Source organism: Paucibacter sp. B2R-40 (genome assembly GCF_025717555.1).
Lineage (GTDB): Bacteria > Pseudomonadota > Gammaproteobacteria > Burkholderiales > Burkholderiaceae_C > Paucibacter_A.
Genome location: NZ_JAJIRP010000006.1, coordinates 252383 through 278935, shown reverse-complemented (window position 1 = coordinate 278935; position 26553 = coordinate 252383). Strand labels below are relative to the sequence as shown.

At 61.8% G+C, this 26553-nt stretch carries 24 protein-coding genes; 5 read left to right on the top strand and 19 right to left on the bottom strand.

Going from position 1 to position 26553, the window contains the following annotated elements; all coding sequences use genetic code 11:
* Nucleotides 1–58: 58 nt before the first annotated feature.
* Genes LNV09_RS14350 through LNV09_RS14335 form a run of 4 tightly spaced genes read right to left on the bottom strand, consistent with a single transcriptional unit; the run spans nucleotide 59 to nucleotide 5202 of the window.
* Nucleotides 59–1582, bottom strand: coding sequence for a tryptophan halogenase family protein (locus LNV09_RS14350; RefSeq protein WP_263557748.1), 1524 nt, complete (start codon nucleotides 1580–1582; stop codon nucleotides 59–61).
* Nucleotides 1582–3147, bottom strand: coding sequence for an ATP-binding protein (locus tag LNV09_RS14345; protein WP_263557747.1), 1566 nt, complete (start codon nucleotides 3145–3147; stop codon nucleotides 1582–1584). Before LNV09_RS14345 ends, LNV09_RS14350 begins: the two co-directional genes overlap by 1 nt.
* A gap of 25 nt (nucleotides 3148–3172) precedes the next feature.
* On the bottom strand, nucleotides 3173–3889 hold the full coding sequence (locus LNV09_RS14340) for a response regulator (RefSeq protein WP_263557746.1): 717 nt from the start codon (nucleotides 3887–3889) through the stop codon (nucleotides 3173–3175).
* Nucleotides 3886–5202: an ABC transporter substrate-binding protein gene (locus LNV09_RS14335; protein ID WP_263557745.1), complete on the bottom strand. Its 1317-nt coding sequence runs from the start codon at nucleotides 5200–5202 to the stop codon at nucleotides 3886–3888. The genes LNV09_RS14340 and LNV09_RS14335 overlap by 4 nt, the downstream gene beginning before the upstream one ends.
* A gap of 486 nt (nucleotides 5203–5688) precedes the next feature.
* Between LNV09_RS14335 and LNV09_RS14330 the strand changes: the two genes are divergently transcribed.
* Complete coding sequence (locus LNV09_RS14330) at nucleotides 5689–6933, top strand: ABC transporter substrate-binding protein (RefSeq protein ID WP_411969292.1); 1245 nt, start codon at nucleotides 5689–5691, stop codon at nucleotides 6931–6933.
* Between the two features lie 182 nt (nucleotides 6934–7115).
* Here the strand turns inward: LNV09_RS14330 and LNV09_RS14325 are convergent, their stop codons facing one another.
* The 5 genes from LNV09_RS14325 to LNV09_RS14305 form a co-directional block, all read right to left on the bottom strand.
* Nucleotides 7116–7406: a hypothetical protein gene (locus tag LNV09_RS14325; RefSeq protein ID WP_263557744.1), complete on the bottom strand. Its 291-nt coding sequence runs from the start codon at nucleotides 7404–7406 to the stop codon at nucleotides 7116–7118.
* Between the two features lie 111 nt (nucleotides 7407–7517).
* Entirely contained in the window at nucleotides 7518–8480 is a 963-nt protein-coding gene (gene egtD / locus LNV09_RS14320; protein WP_263557743.1) for an L-histidine N(alpha)-methyltransferase, read from the bottom strand.
* Complete coding sequence (gene egtB, locus LNV09_RS14315; protein ID WP_411969291.1) at nucleotides 8477–9715, bottom strand: ergothioneine biosynthesis protein EgtB; 1239 nt, start codon at nucleotides 9713–9715, stop codon at nucleotides 8477–8479. Before egtB ends, egtD begins: the two co-directional genes overlap by 4 nt.
* Nucleotides 9716–9850: 135 nt before the next feature.
* Nucleotides 9851–10240 (bottom strand): VanZ family protein, encoded by a 390-nt coding sequence (locus tag LNV09_RS14310; RefSeq protein ID WP_263557742.1) that lies wholly within the window; start codon nucleotides 10238–10240, stop codon nucleotides 9851–9853.
* A 122-nt stretch (nucleotides 10241–10362) separates the two neighbouring features.
* On the bottom strand, nucleotides 10363–12048 hold the full coding sequence (locus LNV09_RS14305) for an electron transfer flavoprotein-ubiquinone oxidoreductase (protein WP_263557741.1): 1686 nt from the start codon (nucleotides 12046–12048) through the stop codon (nucleotides 10363–10365).
* Nucleotides 12049–12267: 219 nt separating this feature from the next.
* On the opposite strand from LNV09_RS14305, the gene LNV09_RS14300 reads away from it, so the two are divergent.
* The 3 genes from LNV09_RS14300 to LNV09_RS14290 all read left to right on the top strand — a co-directional run bounded on the left by LNV09_RS14300 (nucleotide 12268) and on the right by LNV09_RS14290 (nucleotide 14147).
* A complete protein-coding gene (locus LNV09_RS14300; protein ID WP_263557740.1) occupies nucleotides 12268–13050 on the top strand; it encodes an SDR family oxidoreductase in 783 nt (260 codons plus the stop codon).
* 12 nt (nucleotides 13051–13062) lie between these two features.
* Nucleotides 13063–13713, top strand: coding sequence for a YceH family protein (locus LNV09_RS14295; protein ID WP_263557739.1), 651 nt, complete (start codon nucleotides 13063–13065; stop codon nucleotides 13711–13713).
* Nucleotides 13714–13925: 212 nt separating this feature from the next.
* The gene (locus LNV09_RS14290; protein WP_263557738.1) at nucleotides 13926–14147 is read left to right on the top strand and encodes a hypothetical protein; all 222 of its coding nucleotides are present in this window, start codon (nucleotides 13926–13928) and stop codon (nucleotides 14145–14147) included.
* A 23-nt stretch (nucleotides 14148–14170) separates the two neighbouring features.
* Here the strand turns inward: LNV09_RS14290 and LNV09_RS14285 are convergent, their stop codons facing one another.
* The gene (locus LNV09_RS14285) at nucleotides 14171–15244 is read right to left on the bottom strand and encodes a serine hydrolase domain-containing protein (protein ID WP_263557737.1); all 1074 of its coding nucleotides are present in this window, start codon (nucleotides 15242–15244) and stop codon (nucleotides 14171–14173) included.
* A gap of 22 nt (nucleotides 15245–15266) precedes the next feature.
* Nucleotides 15267–18050, bottom strand: a complete 2784-nt coding sequence (locus LNV09_RS14280; RefSeq protein WP_263557736.1) for a TonB-dependent receptor — start codon at nucleotides 18048–18050, stop codon at nucleotides 15267–15269.
* 260 nt (nucleotides 18051–18310) lie between these two features.
* Here LNV09_RS14280 and LNV09_RS14275 point away from each other — a divergent pair, with 260 nt between their 5' ends.
* Nucleotides 18311–19747, top strand: a complete 1437-nt coding sequence (locus LNV09_RS14275) for a cyanophycinase (protein WP_263557735.1) — start codon at nucleotides 18311–18313, stop codon at nucleotides 19745–19747.
* A 55-nt stretch (nucleotides 19748–19802) separates the two neighbouring features.
* On the opposite strand, the gene LNV09_RS14270 is transcribed toward LNV09_RS14275, so the two are convergent.
* The 8 genes from LNV09_RS14270 to LNV09_RS14235 all read right to left on the bottom strand — a co-directional run bounded on the left by LNV09_RS14270 (nucleotide 19803) and on the right by LNV09_RS14235 (nucleotide 26553).
* A complete protein-coding gene (locus LNV09_RS14270; RefSeq protein WP_263557734.1) occupies nucleotides 19803–20939 on the bottom strand; it encodes a zinc-ribbon and DUF3426 domain-containing protein in 1137 nt (378 codons plus the stop codon).
* A 60-nt stretch (nucleotides 20940–20999) separates the two neighbouring features.
* Nucleotides 21000–21896, bottom strand: coding sequence for a 50S ribosomal protein L11 methyltransferase (prmA, locus tag LNV09_RS14265; protein WP_263557840.1), 897 nt, complete (start codon nucleotides 21894–21896; stop codon nucleotides 21000–21002).
* A gap of 201 nt (nucleotides 21897–22097) precedes the next feature.
* A complete protein-coding gene (gene accC, locus LNV09_RS14260; RefSeq protein ID WP_263557733.1) occupies nucleotides 22098–23447 on the bottom strand; it encodes an acetyl-CoA carboxylase biotin carboxylase subunit in 1350 nt (449 codons plus the stop codon).
* Between the two features lie 9 nt (nucleotides 23448–23456).
* Nucleotides 23457–23915 carry an acetyl-CoA carboxylase biotin carboxyl carrier protein gene (gene accB, locus LNV09_RS14255; RefSeq protein ID WP_263557732.1) on the bottom strand — a complete coding sequence of 153 codons (459 nt, stop codon included), beginning with the start codon at nucleotides 23913–23915 and terminating at the stop codon, nucleotides 23457–23459.
* A gap of 68 nt (nucleotides 23916–23983) precedes the next feature.
* Nucleotides 23984–24442 (bottom strand): type II 3-dehydroquinate dehydratase, encoded by a 459-nt coding sequence (aroQ, locus tag LNV09_RS14250; protein ID WP_263557839.1) that lies wholly within the window; start codon nucleotides 24440–24442, stop codon nucleotides 23984–23986.
* 170 nt (nucleotides 24443–24612) lie between these two features.
* Nucleotides 24613–25161, bottom strand: a complete 549-nt coding sequence (locus LNV09_RS14245; RefSeq protein WP_263557731.1) for a TlpA disulfide reductase family protein — start codon at nucleotides 25159–25161, stop codon at nucleotides 24613–24615.
* Nucleotides 25154–25774, bottom strand: a complete 621-nt coding sequence (locus LNV09_RS14240) for a hypothetical protein (protein ID WP_263557730.1) — start codon at nucleotides 25772–25774, stop codon at nucleotides 25154–25156. The genes LNV09_RS14245 and LNV09_RS14240 overlap by 8 nt, the downstream gene beginning before the upstream one ends.
* A 14-nt stretch (nucleotides 25775–25788) precedes the next feature.
* A complete protein-coding gene (locus LNV09_RS14235; RefSeq protein WP_263557729.1) occupies nucleotides 25789–26553 on the bottom strand; it encodes a transglycosylase domain-containing protein in 765 nt (254 codons plus the stop codon).

Sequence of the window (26553 nt, the reverse complement as noted above, 5' to 3'; positions counted from 1 at the left end):
AATTGACCGACAAGGCCGCTTTGATGCGGCCTTGTCGCTTGGCCCTCAACGGCCGCAACTATTTCAGTAACTGCAAATACTGACGGTGACCATAAAACTGTGCCACCGTTTTCGCCAGGCCGGAACGCGCTTGTTCTGCGCTGCAGATCTTTTGATACTCCGCCTGGGTCGGCGTCTTCAAGTTCGCTGGGAAGCGTCCCATGCCGGCCAATAAGCAGTACCAAGAGGGGCGGATATACATCAGCGCGTCGCCATGCCGGGTCAGTTCCGCCTCAAAGTCTCCGCCCTGATCCCAGACTTCCAAAATACTGGCCAGTCGGTCCGAGATATGCCGGTTGGCGCGGTTGGCGCGCCAGTAGTCGCTGTCCTCGCGGGTGTTGAGTTGGTAGTGGCCCACCACATAGTCGCGCACACCCTCGAACATCTTGTTGATGTGCTGATTGAATTGCGCTTGTGGGCGGCGGCTGAAGTTGTTCTCTTCCATCAACTCGATGAAGGTCTCGAGCGAAAACTGAATCAGCATCAAGGCTGTAGCCTCCAGCGGCTCGATGAAGCCCTGTGACAGCCCGATGGCCAAGCAGTTATTGCGCCAGTGCTGCTCGACCCGGCCCACCCGCATCTTCAAGTGGCGCGCTTCCTGATTGTGGACGGCGGCACCTAAATGTTCCCGCAACTCAGCTTCCGCTTGTTCCGGGCTGACAAAATCTGAGGCGTAAACATAGCCATTGCCGTAGCGGCTGCTGAGCGGGATTTGCCAAACCCAGCCGTGGCGCAGCGCGGTAGAGGTGGTCTCGGACGCAATATCCTGCGTCTCGTCCAAGCTGCTGGGTATGGCGATGGCGCGGTCGTTGAACAGATTGTCCTTGAAGGACATGAAGGGTTCCCCCAAGGCTTCGTTGATCAACAAGCCCTTGAAGCCGCTGCAGTCTACAAAAAGGTCGGCGGTGACGACGCTGCCGCTGCGCATCAGCAGGTTGGCGATGTCGCCGGTATGGCTCAGATTGACCTGTGCGACGGTGTCGAGCTGGTGCTGAACGCCGAGTTGGGTCGCATGGGTCTTCAGGAAAGCGCCCAGCAAGCCGGAGTCGAAGTGATAGGCGTAGTCGGTCGCCGGGCTGGGGCGGCCATCGCTGCGCGGCAAATAGAAAGGCGCTTTGCATTGGCGCGCCAGTTCGGCGGCGATGAAGAAGTCCTGCGGGTTGGCGTCGGCCGCAGTGCCGCGCCGGCGCAGACGCGCGTTGGTAAAGAGTTCGCTGCCGATCGCCAAGTCTTCCTGATTGAAGAACGGATGCACATACTGCTCGTAGCCGGGCTGAGTCGACCAGGCCGGAAACCTGATGCCGCATTTGTAGCTGGCGTTGCAGGCCGGCATCCACTCGCTTTCTTGGATGTCGAGGCGCTGAAAGAATTGGCGCAAATAGGGCGTGGAGCCTTCGCCGACACCGATGATGCCGATGTCGCTGGACTCGATCAACGTGACTTGCGTGCCATGCCGGTGCCATTGGTGGGCCAGCAGATTGGCCGCCATCCAGCCGGCGGTGCCGCCGCCGATGATGACGATATGTTGGGGTGCTTGTTGCATCAAGGTGTATTGCTTGGGATGTTGGCTTGAACCGGGTGGCCGGGTAGCGCCACGCGCACCTCGAAACCCCCTTGGGGATGGTTGCGAAAGCGCAAGGCGCCGCCATGGTCGGCGACGATGTCGCGCACGATGGACAGGCCCAGCCCCAAGCCCTCCTCGCGCATCTTGGAGCCATGGGCCAGGCGGGTATAGGGCTGGCCCAGCTTGGCCAAAGCGCTGTCGGGTACGCCGGGCCCGAAGTCGCGCACAGTCAGCAAGACCAGACCCTCCTCGGGGCTGCCGGGCGCACCTACGCTCATCAACAGTTCGGCCTTGTGCAGCCCGGTATGGCCGGCGTTGGCGCCATAAAACATGGCGTTGTCGATCAGGTTGCCGAGTGCGCGCTTGAGCGCCAAGGGCTTGCCGAAGACGGTCAAAGGCTGCTCCGACAGTTCTATTTGCTGGCCAGCCATGCGGGCATCGCGGACCATTTTTTGCAGCACCAGGTCGATGCGTACCGGCACGCGGTTCTCGTGAATATCGGTGTCCTTGACGATTTGCAGCGCCGTTTTGACCATCATGTCGAGCTCGTCCAGGTCCTCGTGGAACTCATCTTGCACGGCCGGGTCGTCAAGTAACTCGCTACGCAAGCGCAGCCGGGTAATGGGCGTACGCAGGTCGTGCGAGATCGAAGCGAACAGTCGCTCGCGGTCACTCAGGTAGCGGCGTATGCGTTCTTGCATCTCATTGAAGGCTTCGATCGCGCGCCGCACTTCGGCCGTGCCGGTGACGGTCAGGGGTTTGGGGTTGGCGCGCCGTCCGACTCTTGCTGCCGCGCGGCTCAAGCCGCGCAAGGGGCTGGTCAGCGCGCGGGCGGTGATCAAGGTCATCAGCAAGGCCAGGCCCAGCGTGAGTAGTTGCGGCACTATCCGCTGCCAGGTGAAAAACTCCAGCTGCTCCAGAAAGTAGGGGTCAGGCATGGCGCTGCTCAGGTACAGCCATTGGCCCGGCTCGGTCTCCGCTTGAATCACCAGGAACGGGGCGGGGCGCTCGGCATCCAAGAGCGAGGGGTCGACCCAGCTGTCGGGCAAATCGGCCAACAAGGCGCCGCTGGGCGAGACCTTCAAGCCCACAGGCGAGGCCAACGTGACGCGCAGCCGCGAGCCCGGCGCCAATTGGCCCAGCAGCTCCTGCCGCACGCGGCCCTCCAGCAGGCGCGCCAAGGCCTGGTCGGGCAGCGGTTGCACCGCAACCTCGGCGTTATTGAAGAAGACCAGAAAGCGCGTACCGCCCATGGTGCGCAGCTGCTCGATCAAGAGCGGCCGGTAGGTGGCGGGCAGCTCTCGCAAGGCCCGCAACGCGCCCAGGGCGCCGCTGGCGACATGGTGGGCGGCCAGTTCGGTCTGGCGGGTGGTGCGTTGCTCCAGTTGCTTGTACCAGAGCAGATTGATCAAGAGCTGCACCAGCACCAGGCCGCCCAACATGGCCAGCACAAAGCGGCCCTGCAGGCTGTCGAACAAAAAGGCGACAAAGCGCTGCGGCCAGCCGCGCCCACCTATCGTTCCTGAATTGATGCTTGCCGGCATGCTGCTTGTCAGTATCCTGCCAAGCTCAGGGCGCATGGCCCGCCGTCACCGTGGTGGAAAAAACATAACCCGAACCGCGCACGGTTTTGATCAAGGCCGGCTGCTTGCCGTCGTCATGCAGGCGCTGGCGCAGGCGGCTGACCTGCACGTCGAGCGAGCGGTCTAAAGGCCCGAGGTCGCGCCCGCGCGTGACCTCCGCCAAACGGCTGCGGTCCAGCACCTCACCGGGATGCTCGACCAAAAGTTTGAGCAGCTGAAAGTCCATGCCCGACAGGGCCGAAGCTTCGCCGGTGGGGTCGATCAGGCTGCGCTCCAGAATGTCCAGGCAAAAGCCGTTGAAGCGGAAGTAGCGCGCCGTCTGGCCGCGGTCCTGGCCAGAGCGCCGGTGGATGGCCTTGATGCGGGCGAGCAGTTCGCGCGGGTTGAAGGGCTTGCCGATGTAATCATCAGCGCCGAGCTCAAGACCTACGATGCGGTCGGTCTCATCGGCGCTGGCGGTCAGCATGATGACCGGCACATCGGAGCGCTTGCGCACCGCCTGGCACAGCGCAAAGCCCTCGGTGTCGGGCAGCATGACGTCCAAAATGCACAGACTGATTTCATCCTTGAAGCGCTCGAACTCGGCCAAAAAGCTGGCGCCGTCGTGCGCCAGGCGGACTTCGTACTGGTTTTTCTCCAGATAGGTCTTCAGCAGGGTGCGGATTTTCTGGTCGTCATCAACGATCAAGATCGTACGGGTCATGGTGTCGCTTGCACAGATTTCATAGATTTCGGGCCAAGAGCGCGCAGCAGACCCTGCAATTTGCGCTGCGCTGCGGCGGGTGTTTGTTTGGGGTCCAGGGCAAAGCGGTGGACGGTTTCGATGAAGGCGTTTTTTCCGACCTCATCAAAAGCCATGCGGTGCACCAGGCTGGGCACGCGTGCGGTGGCCGGGTTGGCGAACAGCTGGTAAGACTGTTGGGCGCAATAGTCCAGCTCATCCACCGGCACATCGCGGCGCACCGGCACCGAGCCCTTGATGCGGTTATAGCCCAGTTGCAAGGTCGCGCTGCCGAGCAGTTCGGCCATCTTTTCTTGTTCGGCCTGAGCGCTGTAATTGCCAGCCAGCATGGCCAGCGTGTCGATGCTGAATTGGTGCACGCCACTGGTGCCCGGCACGGCCTGACAGGCAAAGTCGCGGCCGCCTTCCAGGCCCAGCGTGCCCAACTCGCCACGCGCCCAGTCCCCCATGATCAACATCGCCGCGCGCCCGGCGGCAAAGTCGGCCACCAGTTGAGTCCAGGGGCGCTCGCCCGGGCCTGCCGCCAGATTGCGCCAGTCGCGCAGGCGCTGGAAGGCGCGTTCAACCGACGGGTCATTGAAGGCCTGCGGGTCGCGTTGCTCGACCATGCGGCGGTACAAGGCCGGCCCGGCCTCGGCAAGCAGCAAAGTCTCGAACACGGTGGCGACTTGCCAGGGCTCGTCGCTGAAAGCGACCGGCGTGACGCCCGCCGCGCGCAGGGCCAGTGCCGCGCTTTGCAGGCCACTCCAATGAGTCGGTAGCTCGATATTGAGGCGGCGAAACACGGCCTTGTTCAGATACAGGTTGTTGATGCGGTGAATGCCCAGAGGTGCGGCCACCACATGCTCGCGCACATTCAGCTGGGCCATCACCTGCGGGAACATGGTGCGCGCCCATTGGCGGCGTTTGGCGACGCCGTCAAGCTCCAGCAGCAGGCCCATTTCGGCCCATTCGATGGTGGCCTGGCCGTTCAGCTGCGCCACCTTGGGCGCCATGCCGCGCAAGGTGCGCTCGTTGAGCACCTTGATCGCCGGCCCACCTCCGCCGCCGGCCACCGCGCCGTCCACCCAGCGCAGGCCCAGCTCGCTCATGCGGGCGGCCACATGGTCGGCTGCGGCGCGCTCACTGGCTGAGGTCCACCAATGCAAGACATTGAGTTCGGTGGTGCTATCGGACGTTGCAGGCGGCGCCGGCGCTGCCGAACTGCTGGGCGCGGCGGCGATCAAACCGAGGGGAGCCGCTGCGGGCAGCGCAAATGCGAGCAAAGCAAACATGCGAGCCATCTTGCCCTGAGGCCAAAGGCCCCAAGCCAAAGAATCGTTGGACTTCGGTGATGTTGTGTAAGTCAAGGCAGGCAGATCAATGAGCGCTTGTGACAATTGTCGGGGGCGCCAGGGTGGCTTGGCGATTGGGGGTTTCGCTGGGCAAAAGCTTTTGGAGGTCCTGCTTTGCTCAGTTCTCCTATGAGGAGGGCCTCCTAGCCTGACGTTAAAAAACGTAACACGACGCCTGCGCGCCACAGATTCGGCACCGCAAGGCGTTTAAATCAAGGACTACCCGACTGGTGATGGGGCAATCGGGCACTGGCCACTGCAATCTGACTGAATTTGCCGTTAGTACCTTGCTGCTCTGAGCCTAGCATGGCGTTTGGCACCTGCCACTTGATTGCGTTACAGGGGCTGGATGACTATGGTGTGGCCTGTGTGATCTCTTTTTCAATCCGAAGTTCACCAGCCTTGATTCGACCGATCCAAATGCGTATGCAAATTCGCCTGGCCAGTTTCATGTTTTGTCTTGGCGCGGCCCTGCTGCCGGCGACTCTGCGGGCGGCTGTTCTGACGATCGAGAGTTGGCGGGTCGACGACAAGGTCTTGTGGGAAGAGGTGCTGATTCCGGCCTTTCAGCGCAAGAACCCGGGAACATTCGTCAAGTTCGTACCGACGGCACCGACCGAGTATGACGCGGGTCTGCAGCAGCGCTTGAGCGCCGGAACGGCCGGTGACTTGATCACCTGCCGCCCCTTTGATGCCTCGCTGAATCTGTACAAGAAGGGCTTGCTTGAGCGCTTGGACGGCCAGGGGCGGACCCAGTTGGATGACTTTCCGGCCTCGGCCAAGCTGGCCTGGCAAACCGATGACGGGCGCGAAACCTATTGCATGCCAATCGCTTCGGTGATCCATGGCTTTTTCTACAACAAGAAGATCTTTGCCGAACTGAACTTGCAACCGCCCGGCACCGAGGCTGAATTTTTCAAGCTGATGGATACCGTCAAGGCTCAGGGTAAGTACACGCCGCTGGCTTTGGGCCTGGCTGACCGGTGGGAAACCCACCAAGTCATTTTCAACGGCATGGGCCCGGCCTACTGGCAAGGCGAGGCCGGCCGCAAGGGTTTGATCGCGGGCAAGAAAAAGCTCACCGATGCCGAGTTCGTCAATGTCTGGGAGCTGATGGCCAAACTGCAGCCCTATTTGAGCAAGGGCGCGGCGACGCAGACGAATGCCGATTCACAAAGTCTGTTCGGTCTCGGCCGTGCGGCTGTCTATCCGGCCGGCTCCTGGGATATCGGGCCGATACGGGCGCAAAGCCTGGACTTTGGCGCGTTTCCACCGCCGGTGCCCAAACCGGGTGCGGCCTGCCATATCTCCGACCACTCTGACATCGGCATGGGCATCAACCCACGCGCCAAGAACAAGGAGGAAGCCTATAAATTCTTGACCTGGATGGCGTCGCAAGAATTTGCCGATCTCTACACCAACAAGGTGACGGGCTTTTTCAGCTTGTCCAACCATCTGGTGCCGGTTCTGGACCCGGTCGCCAAGCAAATGATGGATTGGCGCAAGTCCTGTGCATCGACGATTCGCCTCAATGCGCAGATTCTCAATCGCGGGCGGCCGAGCTTGGAGTCAGATTTTTGGTCGGTGCATAGCTTGGTGGTGGCCGGCAAATTGAGCCCTGCTGCGGCGGCGGCCAAGATGCAGGCCAGCATCAGCAAAGCAGCGAACTGAGGAAAAAGGAAAGCAGCAGCAAAACACTAAAAAAGACCAGGGCACAGCAAGTGCCTGACCGATGCGGACCTTACTGCTCAGTTATCCGCATCAATTCAGACCTCCATCGGTACCTGTGAATCGGCTCAAACACCAATGCGGGCCGTTTCACAGGTCTTTTTTTCAGCGCAATTCAGAGCTCATCAGCCCTCGATCGCATCGTCCAGGCAGTCGTTATCCAATGCCGCGATCTCCGCATACTGAACCGCATTGAGTTGATGGCGGTAAGCCAGATAGGCGTGGCGCGCATTGCTCTCGTCGTCGCCGTCATCATCGGCCGCAGCGGCGGCAATATGGTGTTCGGCCGCGAGCGAAAAGTGGTGCGCCGCCATGCGGTGGTGGTCGCCGATCGAGTCCAACTCTTCGTCAAGGAACTCGTCCTGCAGTGCCGTAGCTTGGTCCAAAGGAGTATCCAGCGTTTGCTCGTTGCTCATGGCTTGCTCTTCCGTTCAGATAAGGGCTTACGGCGACATGCCGCAAGTCTGAGCATTGCTGACTTGTGTGAAGGCTTGGTGACAGGCGCGTGCGGCCGGCTTCAGCGGATTTCAGCAAGCCGGCGCCTGCAGCCAATGCAGGCTGAACCAGGCCTGCTCGTCGGTCCAAACCGGCCCGGCTTTGTAACCGGCCTGCTCGGCCAGCGCCAGAAAACCATTGACACTGTATTTGTAGGAATTCTCGGTGTGCAGGGTTTCGCCGGCTTCAAAGCTGTAGTCCACGCCTTGCAGGCTCAGGACTTGGCGGCGCATGCTCAATAAGTGCATTTCTATGCGCTGCAATGGGGCGTTATAGAAGGCGCTGTGGCGAAAACCATCGGCAGCGAAGCGGCAGCCCAGCTCGCGCCTGGCGCGCTCCAGCAGGTTGAGGTTGAAGCGGGCCGTCACGCCTTGGCTGTCGTTGTAAGCGGCGTGCAGCAGGTCCGGGTCCTTGATCAGGTCGACCCCAATCAGCAGGCCACCGCCGCGCAATTGTTCGGCCGTCATTGCGAGAAACTCAAGCGCTTGCGTCGGCGTGAAGTTGCCAATGCTGGAGCCGGGGAAAAAGCCGACCCGCTGACCCAGCCCCCGTACGGGCGCAGCAGGCAGCGCCACAGCTTGTGTGAAGTCTCCCACCACCGGCTGAATATGCAGCTGCGGGTGCTCAGCCTGCAGCGCGGCGCAGGCCTGCAGGAGATGCGGGCCCGAGATGTCAATGGGCAAAAAACCTAGCGGTCGCACCATCTGCGCCAGCAGGAGCCGAACCTTGGTCAGCGCGCCAGCACCATATTCGATCAGCTGTGCTTGAGGGCCGAACAAGTCGGCCAACTCTGCAGCATGTCGGCGCAAGAGGCTCAACTCGGTGCGTGTTGGGTAGTACTCGGGCAACGTGCAGATTTGCTCAAACAAAGCCGAGCCGATTTCGTCATAGAAGTACTTGGGCGAAATGCTGCGCGGACGCTCGGCCAGGGCGTGATGCAAGTCAGCGGCAAAGCCTGCCTTGTTGACGACTTGCAGCAGTGGGGCAGGGCTCATGTCTGACCTTGATGAGATGGGAGGTCGCGCGCCAAGCGCAGGCCGCTGAATTGCCAGCGCGCTTGCGGCGCAAAGAAGTTACGGTAGCTGAGCCTGGCATGGCCGGGCGGCGTGGCCAGGCTGCCGCCGCGCAGCACCATCTGACCGACCATGAATTTGCCGTTGTATTCGCCGACGGCACCGGCCCAGGGTTTGAAGCCGGGGTAGGGGTGATAGGCGGAATGGGTCCACTGCCAGGCTTGGTCGAAGAGCTGACTCAGGCGGCCCGAGCCTGCAGCCGCTTCCCACTCGAACTCGGTGGGCAGTCGCGCACCGGCCCATTCGGCATAGGCCGCCGCTTCGTAAAAGCTCAGCTGCATGACTGGGGCGTGCGGGTCCAGCGCCTGCTCGCCCGCCAGCCCAAACACCTGCCATGAGCCGTCGGGCTGGGGGCGCCAGTAGCTGGGCTGCTGCCAAGCCTGGGCTTGCGCCAGCGCCCAGCCGTCCGCGAGCCACAGGTTGGCTTGGCGATAACCCCCGTCTTCGATAAAGGCTGCGAATTCTCCGCAGTTCACCAGGCGGTTGGCGATCTCGAAGCCGGCCATCTGCACCGCATGGCGCGGGCTCTCGTTGTCAAAGGCAAAGCCTCCGGCAGGCGCGCCGACGCTGACAAGCCCCCCTGGGTGGGCCAGCCATTGCAGCGTTGTGGCGGGGTGGCTGGCTGGCGCTTGCGCGAGATAGGCTGGCGCGAGATAGGCCGGTGCAAGAGGGTTGAGGCTGAAGGCGTGCAAGATGTCGCTCAAAATCAGCTCTTGATGCTGTTGCTCATGCTGCAGCCCTAACTCCAAGAGCGGCCGGGCTTGGGCCCAGCTGTCGGCATCGGCATGCAGGGCCAGGTCGGCCAAGGCGCGGTCGACATGGGCACGGTAGGCCTGCACCTCGCTCAGCGCCGGGCGGCTGAGCAGGCCTCGCTGGGGGCGCGGGTGGCGCGCACCCAGCGCCTCGTAGTAGGAGTTGAACAGCTGCGCGAAGTGCGGATCAAAGACTTGGTAGTCCCGCGCCCAAGGCCGCAACACCAGGGTTTCAAAGAACCAGGTCGTATGGGCTTGGTGCCATTTGGTCGGGCTGGTGTCGGGCATGGACTGCAGGCCTTGATCCTCGGGCGACAAAGCTGCGGCAAGATGCTCGGTGTGTCGGCGGGTTGCTTGCAGGCGGGCCAAAAGCTCGATTCGCTCGGTTTGCTCGGCCTGTGCCACGCTGCTGCTGCTGCTGCTGCTGCTGGTGTTGCGGGGGCCATCATCTGCAAGGCTGGGTTTCACGCATCGTTCTCCAAGAAGCGGGGCGTCCCGACGGTAGCCTATATTTGCGATGTTTGCGTGAAACCAGTGAATCTAGGTGGGCCGTTTGGTCAAGCTGAGCAGTGTCGCTGCTGCAGCCAGGCCGACGGAGATGCCGACGGCGTCACCGAGCAAATCAGCCCATTCGCCGTCGCGCCCGGGAATGTTGAGCTGCAGCAATTCGATGGCGCCGCCGTAGGCCAACAGAGCCAGCGGCAGAGCGAACCAGCGGGCGCGCCGGCTGCTCAAGCTCCAGTGGCCACAAAAAGCCAGACTGGCGAAGGCCATCGCATGGTTGAGTTTGTCCCAACTGCTGCCCAGTCCTTTGGGCGGCGCAGGCGACAAGGCCATATAGCTGATGAACACCAGCAGCAATAGAAAAACCAAGCGCCACAGCGGCCGCGCCGATGCGCTGAGGAAGATGGACTGGAGGGTGGGGCGCATGGGAACAAGGCTCAAAGAGTAGAGGCGACGCATTGTCACCGCACAGTCCCGCAGTGGGCTTGCCAAAGGCCGGCCTTGACGGCGGGCCGACCCCCGACTCAGCGCGCCAGTTCACCCGGCGCCTACATCCCCGCGTAATTCGGTCCGCCGCCGCCCTCGGGCGTGACCCAGACAATGTTTTGCGTCGGGTCCTTGATGTCGCAGGTTTTGCAGTGCACGCAGTTTTGCGCGTTGATCTGCAACTTGTCGGCGCCGGCTTCGGTCTTGATGAATTCATAGACGCCGGCCGGGCAATAGCGGCTCTCCGGCCCGGCAAACTTGGCCAGATTGATGCCCACCGGCACCGACGCATCCTTCAGCGTCAGGTGAGATGGTTGGTTTTCTTCGTGATTGGTGTTGGACACGAATACCGAGGACAAGCGATCGAAAGTCAGCTTGCCGTCCGGCTTCGGGTAATCAATCTTGGCGCATTCGGCGGCCGGCTTGAGGTAAAGGTGGTCGGGCACGGTCCGGTGGATGGTCCATGGCGGGCTCTTGATGCCGAGTTTGGGCAGCAGCCATTGCTCGATGCCGGTCATCAAGGTGCCGACCGTATTGCCCTTCTTGAACCATTGCTTGAAGTTGCGCGCTTGGTTCAGCTCCGCATGCAGCCAGCTTTGCTCGAACGCAGCCGGGTAGGCCACCAACTCGTCATGTTGACGGCCGGCGCCGACGGCTTCAAAAGCGGCCTCGGCGGCCAGCATGCCGCTCTTGATGGCGGCATGGCTGCCCTTGATGCGCGAAGCATTCAGGTAGCCGGCGTCGCAGCCGACCAGGGCGCCGCCGGGGAACACCGTCTTGGGCAAGGAAAGCAGGCCACCGGCGGTGATGGCGCGGGCGCCGTAGCCGAGGCGTTTGCCACCTTCCAAATGGGCGCGGATGCTGGGGTGAGTTTTCCAGCGCTGCATTTCCTCAAACGGCGAGAGCCAGGGGTTTTTGTAGTCGAGGCCGACCACATAGCCCAGCGTGACCTTGTTGCCTTCCAAGTGATACAGGAAACCTCCGCCATAGGTGTCGCCGTCCATCGGCCAGCCGGCGGTGTGCACGACCAGACCGGGCTTGGCCTGCGCGGCGGGCACTTCCCACAGCTCCTTGATGCCGAGCGCATAACTTTGCGGGTCCTTGCCCGCATCCAGCCCGAACTTGGCGATCAGCTGCTTGCCCAAATGGCCGCGCGCGCCCTCGGCAAAGATGGTGTATTTGCCCAGCAGTTCCATACCGAGTTGGAAGCCGTCATGCGGCTGGCCGTCTTTGCCAACGCCCATATTGCCGGTGGCAATGCCACGTACCGAGCCGTCCTCGCCGTAGACGACCTCAGCCGCTGCGAAGCCGGGGAAGATCTCAACGCCCAGGCCTTCTGCCTGTTCACCCAGCCATTTCGTCACCGCGCCCAGCGAGATGACATAGTTGCCGTGGTTGTGGAAACACTCGGGGATCAGCCATTGCGGCGTGTTGGTGGCGCCGGTTTCGTTGAGGAACAACACCTCATCGGCAGTCACCGGCTGCTTCAGCGGCGCGCCGAGTTGTTCCCAATTGGGCAGGAGTTCGGTCAGCGCGCGCGGGTCCATCACGGCACCCGAGAGGATGTGAGCGCCGGGCTCCGAGCCCTTCTCCAGCACCACGACCGACAGCTCGCGGCTCTGCGCGGCCGCCAACTGTTTCAGCCGAATCGCTGCGGCCAAGCCGCCGGGGCCACCGCCGACGATGACGACGTCGTAGTCCATGCTGTCACGCGGGCCGTATTGAGCAATCAACTCTGAGTTGGTCATGTTCATCCTTTGGCTTGAATTCTGAGTGTGGGCGCTTGGCTGTCTGTGCCCACCCGTAGCTGACTAATTGGGCCGCATTCTACTGGGCAGATTCAAAAAAAGAACGATCGTGCTTTTTTCATTGGTGAAGTGAGTCTAGTAATTTTGCTGCCGAGTCAAGCGCTCAAGTCGACCGGTCAGCGTGCTAATCTTGCCCACAGTGATTCAGGAGGATTGAGCATGAGCTATAGCATTGACTTGTCGGGCCGTGTGGCTCTCGTAACGGGCGCCTCCAGCGGCCTCGGCGCCCAGTTTGCCAAAACCCTGGCGCAGGCGGGCGCCTGTGTGGTGTTGGCCGGTCGGCGCACCGAGCGCCTGAAGACTTTGCGCAGCGAAATCGAAGGCAAGGGTGGCGACGCCCATGTGGTGACGCTGGATGTGACCGATCTGGACAGCATCAAGTCGGCGGTGGCGCATGCCGAGACCGAGGTCGGCACCATCGACATCTTGGTCAATAACTCCGGCGTCAGCACGACTCAAAAGCTCACCGAGGTGAGTGGTGATGACTATGACTATGTGATGGACACCAATGTGCGCGGCGCTTTTTTCGTGGCGCAAGAGGTGGGCAAGCGCATGTTGGGGCGCGCCAAGGGTTCTTCGCCGGGCACTTTTATCGGCGGGCGCATCGTCAATATCGCTTCGATGGCGGGCCTGCGCGTGTTGAGCCAGATCGGCGTTTATTCAATGAGCAAGGCGGCCGTCATCCACATGACGCGCGCGATGGCGCTGGAGTGGGGCAAGTACGGCATCAACGTCAACGCGATCTGCCCGGGCTATATCGACACCGAGATCAATCATCACCACTGGGGCACCGAACAGGGCAAGAAGCTGATTGAGCTGCTGCCGCGCAAGCGGGTCGGTCAACCGCAGGATCTGGACACCTCCTTGCTGATGCTGTGCGCCAACGAGAGTCACTTTATCAACGGCGCCATCATTCAAGCCGATGATGGGTTCGGCGTCTAGATCAGCACCGATATGAGCTTGCGAACCCTGAGCGCGCTGGAGGCGCGCGTCTTGGCGGTGCTGGTCGAGAAAGCCGCTACCGTGCCCGACAGTTATCCGCTCTCTCTGAACGCCCTGACCATGGGCTGCAATCAGAAGACCGCGCGCGACCCGGTGATGAATGCGGCCGAGCCCGATGTGCTGCAGGCGCTGGAAGAATTGAAGTCCATGCATTTGGTCAACACGGTTAGTGGCAACCGGGTGCTGCGCTTCGAGCACAACGGCGCAAGGGGCTTGGGCGTGCCGGGTGCGGCGCTGGCTTGCCTGACACTGCTGATGCTGCGCGGGCCGCTGACTACCGCCGAGTTGCGCCTGCACACCGAGCGCCTGCACCGCTTTGCGGATCTTTCTTCGGTCGAAGGTTTTTTGGAAGAGTTGGCCGAAAAGACCGACACACGGCCCGCGTACGTCATCAAGCTGGCGCGAGCGCCGGGCGCGCGCGAAGCACGTTGGGCGCATCTTCTGTGCGGCGAGGTGCAGCAAGAAGTCGGCCTTGGTGCGCTGCCGCGCGATGAGGAATTGGCGTTTTTGCGCGCCGAGCAGCAGCGCATGAATGCGGAGCTGGAAAGCCTGAAGGCGCTGGTGCAGCGTATGGCGAGCGAGCTGGGTATGGGCGACACCTGAGCATCAGTTTGCCTGGCGCATGACTTTTGGCATGCCCCGATTCGGTGTGTGGGCTGTTAGCCTAGGCGCGCTTGAAAGTTGGCAAGCTGGCCCGAGTCAAATTGGTAGGGTCGGGTCGACGGTACGTCACCAGAAGACAAAGCAGCAGGTAGAAAAGCTTTGCTCGGTAGCTAGGCTCGTCGAGTTAAAAAATAATCTTGAGGGAGATAAATATGCGTGAGTTTTCATTCGGCTTGATGCTGGCTGCGCTGTCGATATTGGGCATGCAGGGATGCGCAAGCAATGATGCAAAGTCAGCTCAGGCTCCAGCTGCCAGTTCCGTTGGGGGCAATGGCGAGCAAGAGTTCGTTACTGGCTCGCGCATTCCGCGTAAGGCATCCCGCCCGTCAGAGAATGTCGTGGTCAAGGACGCGAACGAGAAGACCGGGCTCTGAGTCTGCCTGCCTGGGCTTGGCCGTCATGATTTGCCTAACAGCCCCATCAAGCGCATCCAGAGTTGATTGCCGTTCAGACCATTGCTCAACAGCACGAAGCCGCTGAGGCGGCTGGCTGAGAACTGGCAATAGTTGCGAAAGCCGGTGCTGTTGGTGCCGGTGTGGTGGACGATGTCACCCTGATTCGTCGTGTTGATGGCCCATCCCAGGCCCCAATAGACTTCCAATCCCTGGTCCAAACCGGGACGAGCAATGGGCGCTCGGTCGGTGGCGATGGTGGCGTGGGCCAGCATCGACTGCAGATTGACCGCGTTCAATGAATGCGCGCCGCTGCGATCGGGGTTCATCATCTCGGCCAGGAACAAGGCATAGTCTTCGGCGCTCGTATAGAGCGTGTAGGCCGCATTGGCTTGCCGGTAGGCTAGGGGCGGCAAGACGTGACCCTGGGCATCGTGGCCACGTGCCCGCAAGCCGTCCAGTTGCGGCGTCAGCACGAAGCCGCTGTGCTGCATGCCCAGTGGTTTGAAGAGTTGCTTTTCGGCCATGTCCTGCAGCGGTTCGCCGCTGATTGCCTCCAGCACTCGCTGCAAATAGAAATAGCCTTCGCCCGAGTAGTTGAAGCGTTGTCCCGGCTCGAAGGCGATGTGCAGCGATTGGCTGCTCTCATCTTCAAGGCTGCGCCAGTTGGGCAGGCCCGAGCGGTGCGTCAGCAGCATGCGGGCGGTGATCAAGCGCTGCCAAACTTGCGGCGGCTTGAAGACCTCTTGCGGCAGGTATTGCAGGACCGGCCGGTCCAGATCAAGACGCCCGGCTTGTACCGCTTGCAATACTAAGTAGGCAAACAGCGGTTTGCTCATCGAGGCGGCTTCGAACACGGTCGTGGCCTGCACCTGCCGGTCCGTGCCCGCTTCGCAATGGCCGAACTGAGCCGACCACACCGGCTTGCCATGCTGCAACAGGACCAAGGCCGCACCGGGTATATGCAGTTCCTGCAGCAGCGCGGGAATCGTCTGCTGCAATTGCTGCTTCAGCTCAAGCTGAGCTTCCCCATCTTGGGCCCAAGCCGGGCACAGTGCCCAGGCACCGAACCATCCCAAGGCGCTGCGACGCCGGAGCGTCTCAGCGGAATCTGTATTGCGCACTGACGAACAGGAAGCGGCCCCGCGGGTCGGTGTAACTGGGGTCATAGCCCGACAAGAAGAACCAGGCCTGCTGCGAGAACGGCGGCGCAGTGTCGAGCAGATTCTTCACGCCGGCGCGCACCGTGAGGGCGGAGTTGACCGCCCAGGCGCCAGTCAGGTCCCACAGCGAGTACTGCGATACCTTGCGGTCGGCCTTGCCGACGATGCTTTGGTCCGTGTAGCTTGCCAAGTAGCTATTGGTCAGCGTGGCGCCAAAGTCGCCTTGGCTCCAGTCCAGGCTGGCCGTATGGCGCCAGCGTTGCACGACGCCGTCGTTGACGAAATGGCCGAGGTTGCTATAGAAGGGATCACCGTCGCCGGTTTGTTGCTCGGAGTTCAGCGTCCAGGTGCCGTTCAGGTGCAGGCCCCAGGTGCCGATGCCGCTCTTCAGGCCAGTCAGTGTCACGCCCAGATCCAGGCCACTGATTTTTTGTTTGCCGCGGTTTTCTTTCACCAGATCGATGTGGTCGATCACATTGTCCTCGTCGCGGTGCACCAGGCTGCCGTATTTGTCGAGGTTGGCGAAGATGGAGTCCACGCCCAGCGAGCTGATCAGGTCACTTTTCTCGATGTTCCAGTAGTCCAAACTGAGCGTCATGCCCTGGCGCGCCTCCAGCACCGCGCCGAGCGAAAACTGCTTTGACTTTTCGGGCTTGAGCTTGGCATTGCTGTAGTTCAAGGTGGCCCAGATGTCCGAGCAATCAGTGACCGTGTTGCTGGGATCTTCGGCCATGCAGACCGGATCGACCAGTGTGGCGGAGCTGCCTTGCGTGACGGGTCGGTAGAGGTCCGACAAGCTCGGCGCGCGAAAGCCCGCGCCGGCCGAGGCGCGCAGCAGCAATTCTTTCATCGGCACATATTTCAGCCCAACTTTGGGGCTGCTGGCGTTGCCGGATACCTGATAGCGCTCATAGCGCAGCGCAGCTTGCAACTCCAGCTCTTTGGTGACGGGCGCGCTGATTTCGGCAAAAGCGGCAGCCACCTTGCGTGAGCGGCCAAAGTCTGCGTCCGGGCCTTGCGAGGTCTCACCGAGGATCAGGTCCTTGGCCAGCGCCTCTGACTGGTGATAGTCCTGCTTTTCGCGCCGGTACTCGCCGCCCAAGGCCAGGGCCAAATCGCCGCCGGCCAAGGCATAGAGCGCGCGCGTGGCGCGGAAGTCCACGCTGTCCATCGTCCCCTTGGCGTGGCGCACCTCGCCGCGGATCTGCGCCTTGTCGTAGAGCGCCAAGCCGGCCGCGTTGGACGGCCCGAAGGCGTTCAGCGTGCCGGTGGCAAAGCCGTCGCGGATCATGGGCTCGTTCAAATAGCCTTGGTAGTTGCGGTCGGAGACAGTGCTGATGCTGTGGTTGTAGGCCAGCTCATAGTCCCATGTGGAGAGCGTGCCGTTCACCCCCGTCACATAGCGCTGGCCGGTCGAGACCAACTCGCTGGTGCGCAGACCGGCTTCGGCCAGTCGAGTGCGCACGGTGATGATGCGATCTTCGTCGTCGGCGTCCAGCTTGCTTAAGCTGGTGCCAGCCAATGACGAAACTTTGGATACATCCATATCGGCATCGACGCGATTGGGCGTGCCGGCATAGAGCGTCTTGGCCCGGTTCAATGCGGCCTCCGCAAAGAACTGGTGGCCACCGCCCAAGTTGAGCACGCCGCGGCCGAAGAAACTGGACTTCTCTGACTTTGGGTACAGCTCGATATCGCGCATGTAGTCGTAGGTGCAGCCGTCGGCACCGCCGATGCCATCGGGCAAATACAAAGTGGCCGGCGGATTGCAGCCCTTGGCGGCGGCCGGGTTGACGGTCCGGCTGTCGATGACGGTCTTGCCATTGCTGGAGAAACCATCGGCAATCAGCAGGTCGCGCTGGCTGCTGGCGAGCCGGATATTGCCGGGGAAGGTCGCGCTGGACAGCAAATCTGGCAGGCGACCCGGGATGTCCAGCTCCTTGATGAATTTGCGCTGATTGGCGTTCAGGCTGCCGGTCTTTTGCAGGTCCAGCACGGCAAAGATATTGAAGCCGTCACGGTCAGCATCGCCGATGCCGCCCGCGATCGACGCGGTGGTCTTCTTGGCGCCGCCCTCGGAGGTGTCGCCGTAGCTGGCGCTGAGCTCCACACCGCTGTAGTCCTTGCGGGTGATGAAGTTGATCACGCCGCCGATGGCATCACTGCCGTATATGGCCGAGGCACCGTCAAGCAAGACTTCGACCCGCTCAATCGCGGCGGCAGGAATGGTGTTCAGGTCAACGCCGGACGAGTCACCCGGCGAGGCGAAATTGGCCATGCGCCGGCCGTTCAACAGCACCAAGGTGGATGACACGCCAAGACCGCGCAGATTGGCCGCGTTCATGCCCATCTGGTCTCGAAAGCCGCCATAGGCAATGCTGCCGCCGTCGGTCATATTGTTTGTGGCGGCGCTGATCCGAGCGACGATCTCGGACGCCGTGGTCAAGCCCTGCTTGACGATGTCCGCACGGGTGATGACCTGCATCGGCAAGGCCGTTTCATCGGCCAGCCGCTTGATGGCGGAGCCGGTCACTGCGACCCGTTCGATCCGCTCGATCTTCTTGCTAGCGTCGCTGTCGTCTTGCTGTGCAAACGCAGGCAATGCGGGCAGGGCTGCCAGGCTTAGCAGCACGGCCTTGGTGCAGGATCGCAGCGCGAAGTGAAGGGTGGGGCGCAGGGCTTGCTGGGCACGGTCACTGGCTTGATAGAACTTGTTCTTCATCTTCTTCTCTCCTTGGCGCCGGCAGGGCTGCGATCGCCTGAGTCTAGGATTTGGACGCCTGTGGTTTGCTGGGGTTTACGCTTGGAGTCGTGTGCGCGCAACGGGCGCATTAGGTTTGGAAATTGCGCAAAGTCCTCGTTTCCCAGGGTGACACAGTGCGATTGCGAAGCAAGCTTGCTGACTCGTACCTGAGGGGGAGGGTGCAAAGCGCTGGGCTGGGCTACATTGAGGCAACACACGCAAAGCTCGCAGCCGCCCCCATGCCCATCAGTTTCAAACTCCGCAATCTCTTGCGACCCCATCTGTTTGTCTTTTTGACACTCTGTGCCGTGCTGGCCGAGCCGGCTTGCGCTCAGGCTTCGCGTGGCGCAGTTGCAGCCCCGGCGCGCGCTGCATCTGGTCCGGCCCAGGCGACGCCGACGCCGCCGCCGTCTTCGCCGGCTCTGATGCCCGCGGCGCCACCCAAGGCCGAGCCTGTGATCAAGGGCTATGCGATCCCGATCGGCGGCGCCTTGAAGGCCGATAACGAAGAGGTCTGGGGTCGCATCGTTGCGCTTGCCGGTGGCAAGGGTGCGCGCTTTGTCGTCTTCGGTACCGCGTCCGAGGACCCTGAAGCCAGCGCCAAACAGGCGATCGAGATGCTGCACCGGCGTGGCGCGGTGGCTGAGGCCTTGCCAGTGGCGCCCAAGTTTGGCTGGGTGGATTTGAACAAGGTGGTGCGCGATCAGGCCTTGATCAACAAGGTCAAAGCGGCGCGCGGCGTGTTTTTCACCGGCGGCTCACAAGAGCGCATCGTCGACGTGTTGATGCCGGGAGGCCACCCGACGCCGATGCTGGAGGCGATCTGGGAGGTCTACCGCAAGGGCGGTGTGGTCGTCGGGACCAGCGCGGGTGCAGCCATCATGAGCACGGTGATGTTCCGTGATGCGCCCAGCGTCATCAACATCATGAAGGGCAAATGGGTCGAGGGGAAACAAATCGACCGGGGTTTGGGCTTTGTCGGCCCCGATCTGTTTGTTGATCAGCACTTCTTGAAGCGCGGCCGCTTCGGCCGCATGATTCCCTTGATGATGGCCAAGGGCTACAAGCTGGGTCTGGGCGTGGATGAGAACTCGGCCGCCATCATTCATGGCGATGACATTGAGGTGATTGGCGGCAAGGGCGCGATGCTGGTCGATTTGACCGAAGTGAAGACCGACCCCACGCTGGGTGCCTTCAACCTGACCAATGCCCGGCTCAACTACCTGGATCATGGTGACCACTACGGCATGAAGAGCCGCGTGACCACGCCGTCCGCCATCAAGCTGCGCGGCGACAAGTTGGACCCCTCCGCCCCCGACTACAAGCCCTATTACACCGAGCCGCTGTTTCACCTCGATATGTTGGGCGACACGACCATCTCCAACTCGATGAACTATTTGATCGACAGCCCACTCAGCGAAGTACGCGGCCTGACCTTTGATGTGGGCGCCAAGGCCGATGATCCGGTCGCGGATCTGGGCTTTTTGTTCCGTGTGTACAAGGGCAAAGGCAGTTATGGCTGGAGCACCGATGAGATGGGCCCGGAGGAGTACACGGTGATCAATCTCTACCTCGATATCACACCGGTACGCATGCCACAGCCCATCTACAGTGTCTGGCCTGGGCCGGGACGTGTTGCGCCGGCCGAGCCGGTGCGGGGCGATGTCTCAAAATAAGGGTGGATGGCGCCAGCGCCCACAGCCTTGCCTGTGGGCACAATTTCTTCAAACGCTAGGGATAGAAGATCTCGACGCTGTAGCCGCTGACGCGGTTGCTGCCGGTCGAAAGCAGGGTTTGCAGAGCCAAGTCCGAGCCGGCCGGCATGGCGAGCTTGTCGGACTTGAAGTCGGCCGGGGCCAAGATGCGCTTGGCCACCAGGGCGCCGGCTGAATCGGTCAGGCTGAGCTCGACCCAGGGCGTCGCCACTTCCGTGCTGCTCTTATTGCGCAGACCGACCACCAATTGATACTGGTTGCCTGGGCCGGCTTGATTCAAGGCACTGCTTTCAACGCCGATGCTTTCGATATGTTGCCGAGGCAAAATCTCGCAGCCCGCGAAGGCGCAGGCCGCTTGCAAGGCCGGGCGCAGGCCAGGCTGGATTGCCGCAACTGTGTTCCTGTAGTGAAGGCCTGCTTGAAGCAGCAGCGCGCTCAGCAGCAACAAGGCCAGCAGACTCAAGGCGATGCGCCGTTTGGGATTGCGCCATTTGGTTCGGGTGGCTTGAGTGCGCAGGAACTCGGGTATCGCGGCATTGTCGGCGGGGGCTTCGGCTTTTGCTTGTGCGGGCGCATGGTGCTGGGCCAGTCGTTCGCCCAACACGACGTCGGGGCGCTCGTTGATGTCTGCGTGCAAGTCCATGGCCGGCGGCTCGGCTTGCGGGCTCGGCAACGCGCTCGCCAAGGCCGCTTGTGCGGGCGCTGGCGCAGCTTGTTCGTCCGACCAATGAGGTTCCAAACGGGCGTCAAGCCGTGAATTTTGAGGCTGCTCATGCAGCGGCTCCGCTGCAGTGTCCAACTCTGGATCGACAGGATAGACGGGGTGATCCGGTGTCAACTGCGAGGGCCTTGGCTCGAATTTTGGCGTTTCTTCGGCCCAAGCTGCAGGCCCGGGGTCTGGCTGCCGGCTGTGCGCCGGTGCTAGGGGCGCAGGGGTCGGCGCAGGGGTGGGCGCTGGTGCGGGCGGCGGGGAGGCGGGCGTTTCGGTGGGCCAGGGTGGCGGCGCTTCGCGGTCTATGTCGAAGATCTGCGCTCGGGCGTCGAACACTTCGGCGCAACGGCCGCAGCGCACCCATCCGTCGGACACCCGCAGCTGATCTTCCACCACCCTGAAGATGGTGCCGCAGGCGCTGCAACGGGTGGCGAGACTCATGGCGTGATCATGCCATGAGTCCGCTGGGCTTCGGGCTTACGTTTCGAGTCAAGCGCCGTGTCAAGCTCGTTGGGCCGTCATCAGAATCCAGCCCTCTTGGCTGTCGCTGACTTCCAGCTTGACCCAAGGTGCATAGGCCTCCTTGAGCTCGTCCGCTTGGCGCTCCAGAATGCCGGCCAGGATCAGGTAACCGCCGGGCGCCATATGGGCGCACAACAGGGGTGCGAGCAGGCGCAGCGGGGTGGCCAGAATGTTGGCGATCACCAGCGGGTATTCGCCTTGGGCCGCGTCGGGCAACGCCGCTGTCAGGCTGACCTTGTTGGCTTCGGCATTGGCCTTGCTGGCGATGATGGCCGCCGGGTCAATGTCGACTGCATCGATATTGCGGGCGCCATGCAGGGCCGCGCCAATGGCCAGAATGCCGGAGCCGCAACCGTAGTCCAACACTCGTGTCCAGCTCGGGCTGAGCGCTGCCGCCTGCTGGGCGATCCAGCGCAAGCACATGCGGGTGGTGGGGTGCGTGCCGGTGCCGAAGGCCAGGCCAGGGTCCAGGCTCATCACCTGCTTGGCCTGCTCGGGCGCTTGATGCCAGGACGGCACGATCCAGAACTCGGGCGTGATCTCGACCGGCGCGAATTGCGACTGCGTCAAGCGCACCCAGTCTTGCTCGGGCACCGCTTGAATCGCCTGCACATGCACGCCAGTGGCCCAGTCCTGACTCAGGATCAGGGTCGCGCATTCGGTCGCGTCTTGCTCGTTCGGGAACAAGGCCTTGACGACCGAGCGCTGCCAACCGCCCTTAGGTGCGGGCATGCCGGGTTCGCCGAACAAGGCCCGCTCCGCGTCGGTGTCGGCATCGGCGTCTTCAACCGAGACGGCCAAAGCGTCGAGTTCCATCAAAGCATCGCTGACGATCTCGACATCGTCCTCACCGCAAATCAGCAGCAGTTCATGCAGGGTGGTAGACATATCAATTCCAAACTTCTTGTAGTCGACCTGACTTGTGTTGGCAAAAGAGCCAATCCAGTAGAGCCCATGGGTCACGGGGCTCAGCCGAAGCCAGAGGCTTCGTCCGGCGCCAGGCTAAAACAGTCCGCATGGACTGTTTTAGTCCGGTCGCCGCCCCTTGAGGGGTGGCGCGAAGCGCCTACGGGGTGGTCACCGTTTATGTTGACTCATCCAACCTTCGAGGTAATGAATATTGGTGCCGCCTTCAATGAACTTGGCGTCCACCATCAACTCGCGGTGCAAGGGGATGTTGGTCAAGATGCCTTCAACCACGGTCTCCGACAAGGCGATGCGCATGCGCGCCAGGGCCTGCTCGCGGGTGTCGCCGTGGACGATGATCTTGCCGATCATCGAGTCGTAATGTGGCGGCACGACGTAGTTGCTGTAGACATGCGAGTCGACCCGCACACCCGGGCCACCCGGTGCGTGCCACATCGTGATGCGGCCGGGCGAGGGCGTGAACTTGAACGGGTCTTCGGCATTGATACGGCACTCGATCGAGTGGCCGCGCATGACGATATTGCGCTGCGTGAAGGGCAGCTTTTCGCCCGCCGCCACCTTGATCTGCATCTGTACGATGTCGATGCCGGTGACCATTTCGGTGACCGGGTGCTCGACTTGCACGCGCGTGTTCATTTCGATGAAATAGAACTCGCCGTTCTCATACAGGAACTCGAAGGTGCCTGCGCCGCGGTAGTTCATCTTGCGGCAGGCCGCTGCGCAGCGGTCACCGATCTTCTCGATCACGCGGCGCGGGATGCCCGGTGCCGGTGCTTCTTCGAGGATCTTCTGGTGACGACGCTGCATCGAGCAGTCGCGCTCGCCCAACCAGACCGCGCTCTTGTGGGTGTCGGCCAGGATCTGGATTTCCACATGACGTGGGTTCTCCAGAAACTTCTCCATATAGACCTCGGGGTTGCCGAAGGCCGCGCCCGCTTCGGTGCGCGTCATCTGCACCGCGTTGACCAGTGCCGCTTCGGTGTGCACCACGCGCATGCCGCGTCCGCCGCCGCCGCCGGCTGCCTTGATGATCACGGGGTAGCCGACCGTGCGGGCGATCTTGATGATTTCCTTCGGGTCCTCGGGCAAGGCACCTTCAGAGCCGGGCACGCAAGGCACGCCGGCGCGAATCATCGCCTGCTTGGCCGAGACCTTGTCACCCATCATGCGGATCGACTCGGGCGTTGGGCCAATGAAGGTGAAGCCGCTTTGCTCGACTCGCTCGGCAAAGTCGGCGTTTTCGCTCAGGAAACCGTAGCCGGGGTGGATCGCTTCGGCGTCGGTGACCTCGGCCGTGGCGATGATGGCTGGCATGCTGAGATAACTCAGCGAGGAAGCGGCCGGGCCGATGCAAACGGCCTCATCGGCCAGCTTGACATACTTGGCGTCGCGGTCGGCTTCGGAGTAGACCACCACCGACTTGACACCCAACTCGCGGCAGGCGCGCTGGATCCGCAAGGCGATCTCGCCTCGATTGGCAATCAGGATTTTCTTGAACATCGCCGTGCCTTATTCGATCACGAACAAGGGCTGACCGAACTCGACCGGTTGGCCGTTCTCGCACAGCACCTTGGTCACCGTGCCAGCAATTTCGGTGTCGATTTCGTTCATGATCTTCATCGCTTCGATGATGCAGATCGGCTCGCCTTCCTTGATCGCCTGGCCCACTTCAGCGAAAGGCTTGGCATTCGGGCCGGCGGCACGGTAGAAGGTACCCACCATCGGTGACTTCACGATGCGGCCTGTTTCTTCTGGGACTGCGGCAATGACGGGGGCTGCGGCGGCGACGGGCGCCGCGGCGGCCACGGGTGCGGCAGCGGCAGGCGCGGCTGTCATCATCATGGGGACGGCGACGGCGCCGTCGGACTTGACGATGCGCACCTTGCCATCGGCCTCGGTGATTTCAAGTTCGGAAATATTCGACTCGGAAACCAGGTCGATCAGGGTCTTGAGCTTGCGCAGATCCATATTTTTTCTCCAACGAGATTGGTTATTGTTTGTTGATTAAAGAGGTCGCCGGCTGCGGCTCCGACCATTCAGGTCGGGCGCTTGGGCGGGTTCTTCAGCTTCTCAAGCGCGTAAGCCAAGGCCAATTGATAGCCCTGGGCACCCAGTCCGCAAATCACGCCATCGGCGAGTGCAGAAAAAAAGCTGTGATGCCGAAACGATTCGCGCTTGTGAATATTGGAAAGATGAACTTCGACAAAAGGCAGAGCCACTGCAGCCAAGGCATCACGCATGGCCACACTGGTGTGGGTGTAGGCGGCCGGGTTGATGATGATGAACTGGCAGCCATCGCTGCCCGCCGCTTGGATGCGATCCACCAAAGCGCCTTCATGGTTGCTTTGGAAGGATTTTAGTTCAACCCCGGCTAAGGTCGCCTTCTCGCTTAGATCTGCGTCGATCTGGGCCAGAGTTTGCGAGCCATAGACCCCAGGCTCGCGGGTGCCGAGCAGGTTGAGGTTGGGGCCATGAATAACAAGAATATGCATCAGCGACGATGGTGCGGCTCTGTGTCTGCCGCAATTGGCAGCTTAGAGTGAAGACCCTAGAAGCGGAAAAGGCCGAACTTTACGCGTTTTAAGCCTTGTTCGTGACTTCTGGCCGTAAATAATTCGCTTGACCTCAGTTTGCTTTTGCGATCTACGCGGCGACATGCTGGGCGTCAAACCGGCGTAAGTTTGAGAGTCATTTGTCGCAACTCTTCTAAATTCGTCGCACCCAGTTTGCGCCAAATCAGTTCACCCGAGGCATCGAAGGCGACGCTGAAGGGCAGGCCCCCCTGTGTGTTGCCCAGTGTCCGTGTCAATTCGGTGCCGGTCAATCCGGCTAAACCCAGCGCAAAGTCCAGTGGCAATTTCTTCAAAAACTCACGCACGGCGCTCGGGCTGTCGACCGCAAGGCCCGCAACTTGCCAGCCCTTGTCTTTGAATTCGCGCTGAAACTGCGCCAGCTCGGGCAGTTCCTTGACGCAGGGTGCGCACCAAGTGGCCCAAAAATTCAGCAGCAGCGGTCTACCCTTGAATTCGCTTGCCAGCAACTCGCCGCCCTCGGGTCGGTCAAACCGAGCGCCCCAAAAACTCGCGGCCGCCGCCGAGAGCGGGGCTGGCTCTGCAGGGCGATGCCGTAGAGCCAGCCCCGCGCCGATCGCTGCGGCGCCAACGCCGGCCGCGATGAAAAGATTACGGCGGGTGTTTGAAGTGGGTTCACTCATTCGAAGCTTGTTCCATTAATTTGCGCAAAGCGGCCAGATCGCCGCGCTCGCTGCAGCCGCGCGCGTCCACCTTGAGGGCGCCGCGCAAATCGTCAAAGTCCAGGATGCTCAGGTGCACGGTGATCAGTTCGCCCAGTTGGCGGCTCATGGCGGCCAAGGACAGCACATCGATGTCGCGTCCACGCGAGCCCTTGGGGCCGCTGATGGCGCCGACCTCATAGTCAATACCCATATTGATCAGCGCGATTTCGGCGGACTTGCTGTCATCGCAATAGAGCTGCAAATGAATATTGGATTGCCGGGTGGCGGTGCCGCGCCAGACCGCGCCGCATAAATGAGGGCGAAACTCGGCCAAACGGGCCATCCATTCGGCCGCCAATTCGCGGAGCGCGGCCAACTCGGCCGGCTGGGTGTCGGCACAGAACAGCGCCAGATAGTCGCGCACCTCGTCTTCCAGCTCGTCGTTGCTGGGCAAAGCGGCGCGGCTATTGCGGCTCAGGCCCAAGACCTTCAGCGCGCGCTGCTTGGCGGGGCCATATTCCATGCCTTCTTCCACCACCAGGCGGGCGGCGGTGGCGGCGATTTCGGTGCTGATGCTGTTCTCTGACGTCATGCTGGAGGCTAACACTAGGGCAGTTCAACCGCGCCCATGCGGGCTTCTATGGTCGCGGCGCGCGCCAGCACATAGGGCGAGGCCGGGCGTTTTTCGAACCGCTTAGGTGCTGGCAACATCACGGCCAAGCGGGCCGCCTGTGCCGGGCTCAGCTGCTTGGCATCAATGTGGAAATAGTGGCGGGCGGCCGCCTGCGCGCCGAAGACGCCTTCGCCCCATTCGACATTGTTCAAATAGATTTCCAGGATCCGCTGCTTGCTCAGCAGCGCCTCCAGCATCAAGGTGATGATGAACTCTTGGCCCTTGCGGGCCAAATTGCGCTCACCGCTGAGAAACAGATTCTTCGCCAACTGCTGGCTGATGGTGGAGCCGCCAATCACCTTTGGCTCGCGTAGCTTGCCGGGCACAGCCGGGCTGCTGGGCTTGCTCGCTTGCACGCGTTTGATCACCCGTTGTTCTTCGCGTTGGTTGCGCGCCCAGGCTTTTTCCAAAGCATCCCATTCGACGCCGCCATGTTCGACAAAACCGGCGTCCTCACTGGCAATGACGGCGCGCTTGAGGTTTTTGGACAATTCCTTGTCGTCAACCCATTGCTGGCTCCAATTGATACGACCGCTTTCCGTGGCTAAACGCCAGGCTTCGGAGCGCTGAAAGCTGGTCGATTGCGGCGCGACCACAATCATCAAGGCAATGCGTGCCGCGAAGTAGAGCTGCAGCGCCAACACGCCCAGCAGCAGCAGGGCGGCCAAGCGCAGCAAGCTTCGCCCGATCTGCTTCAT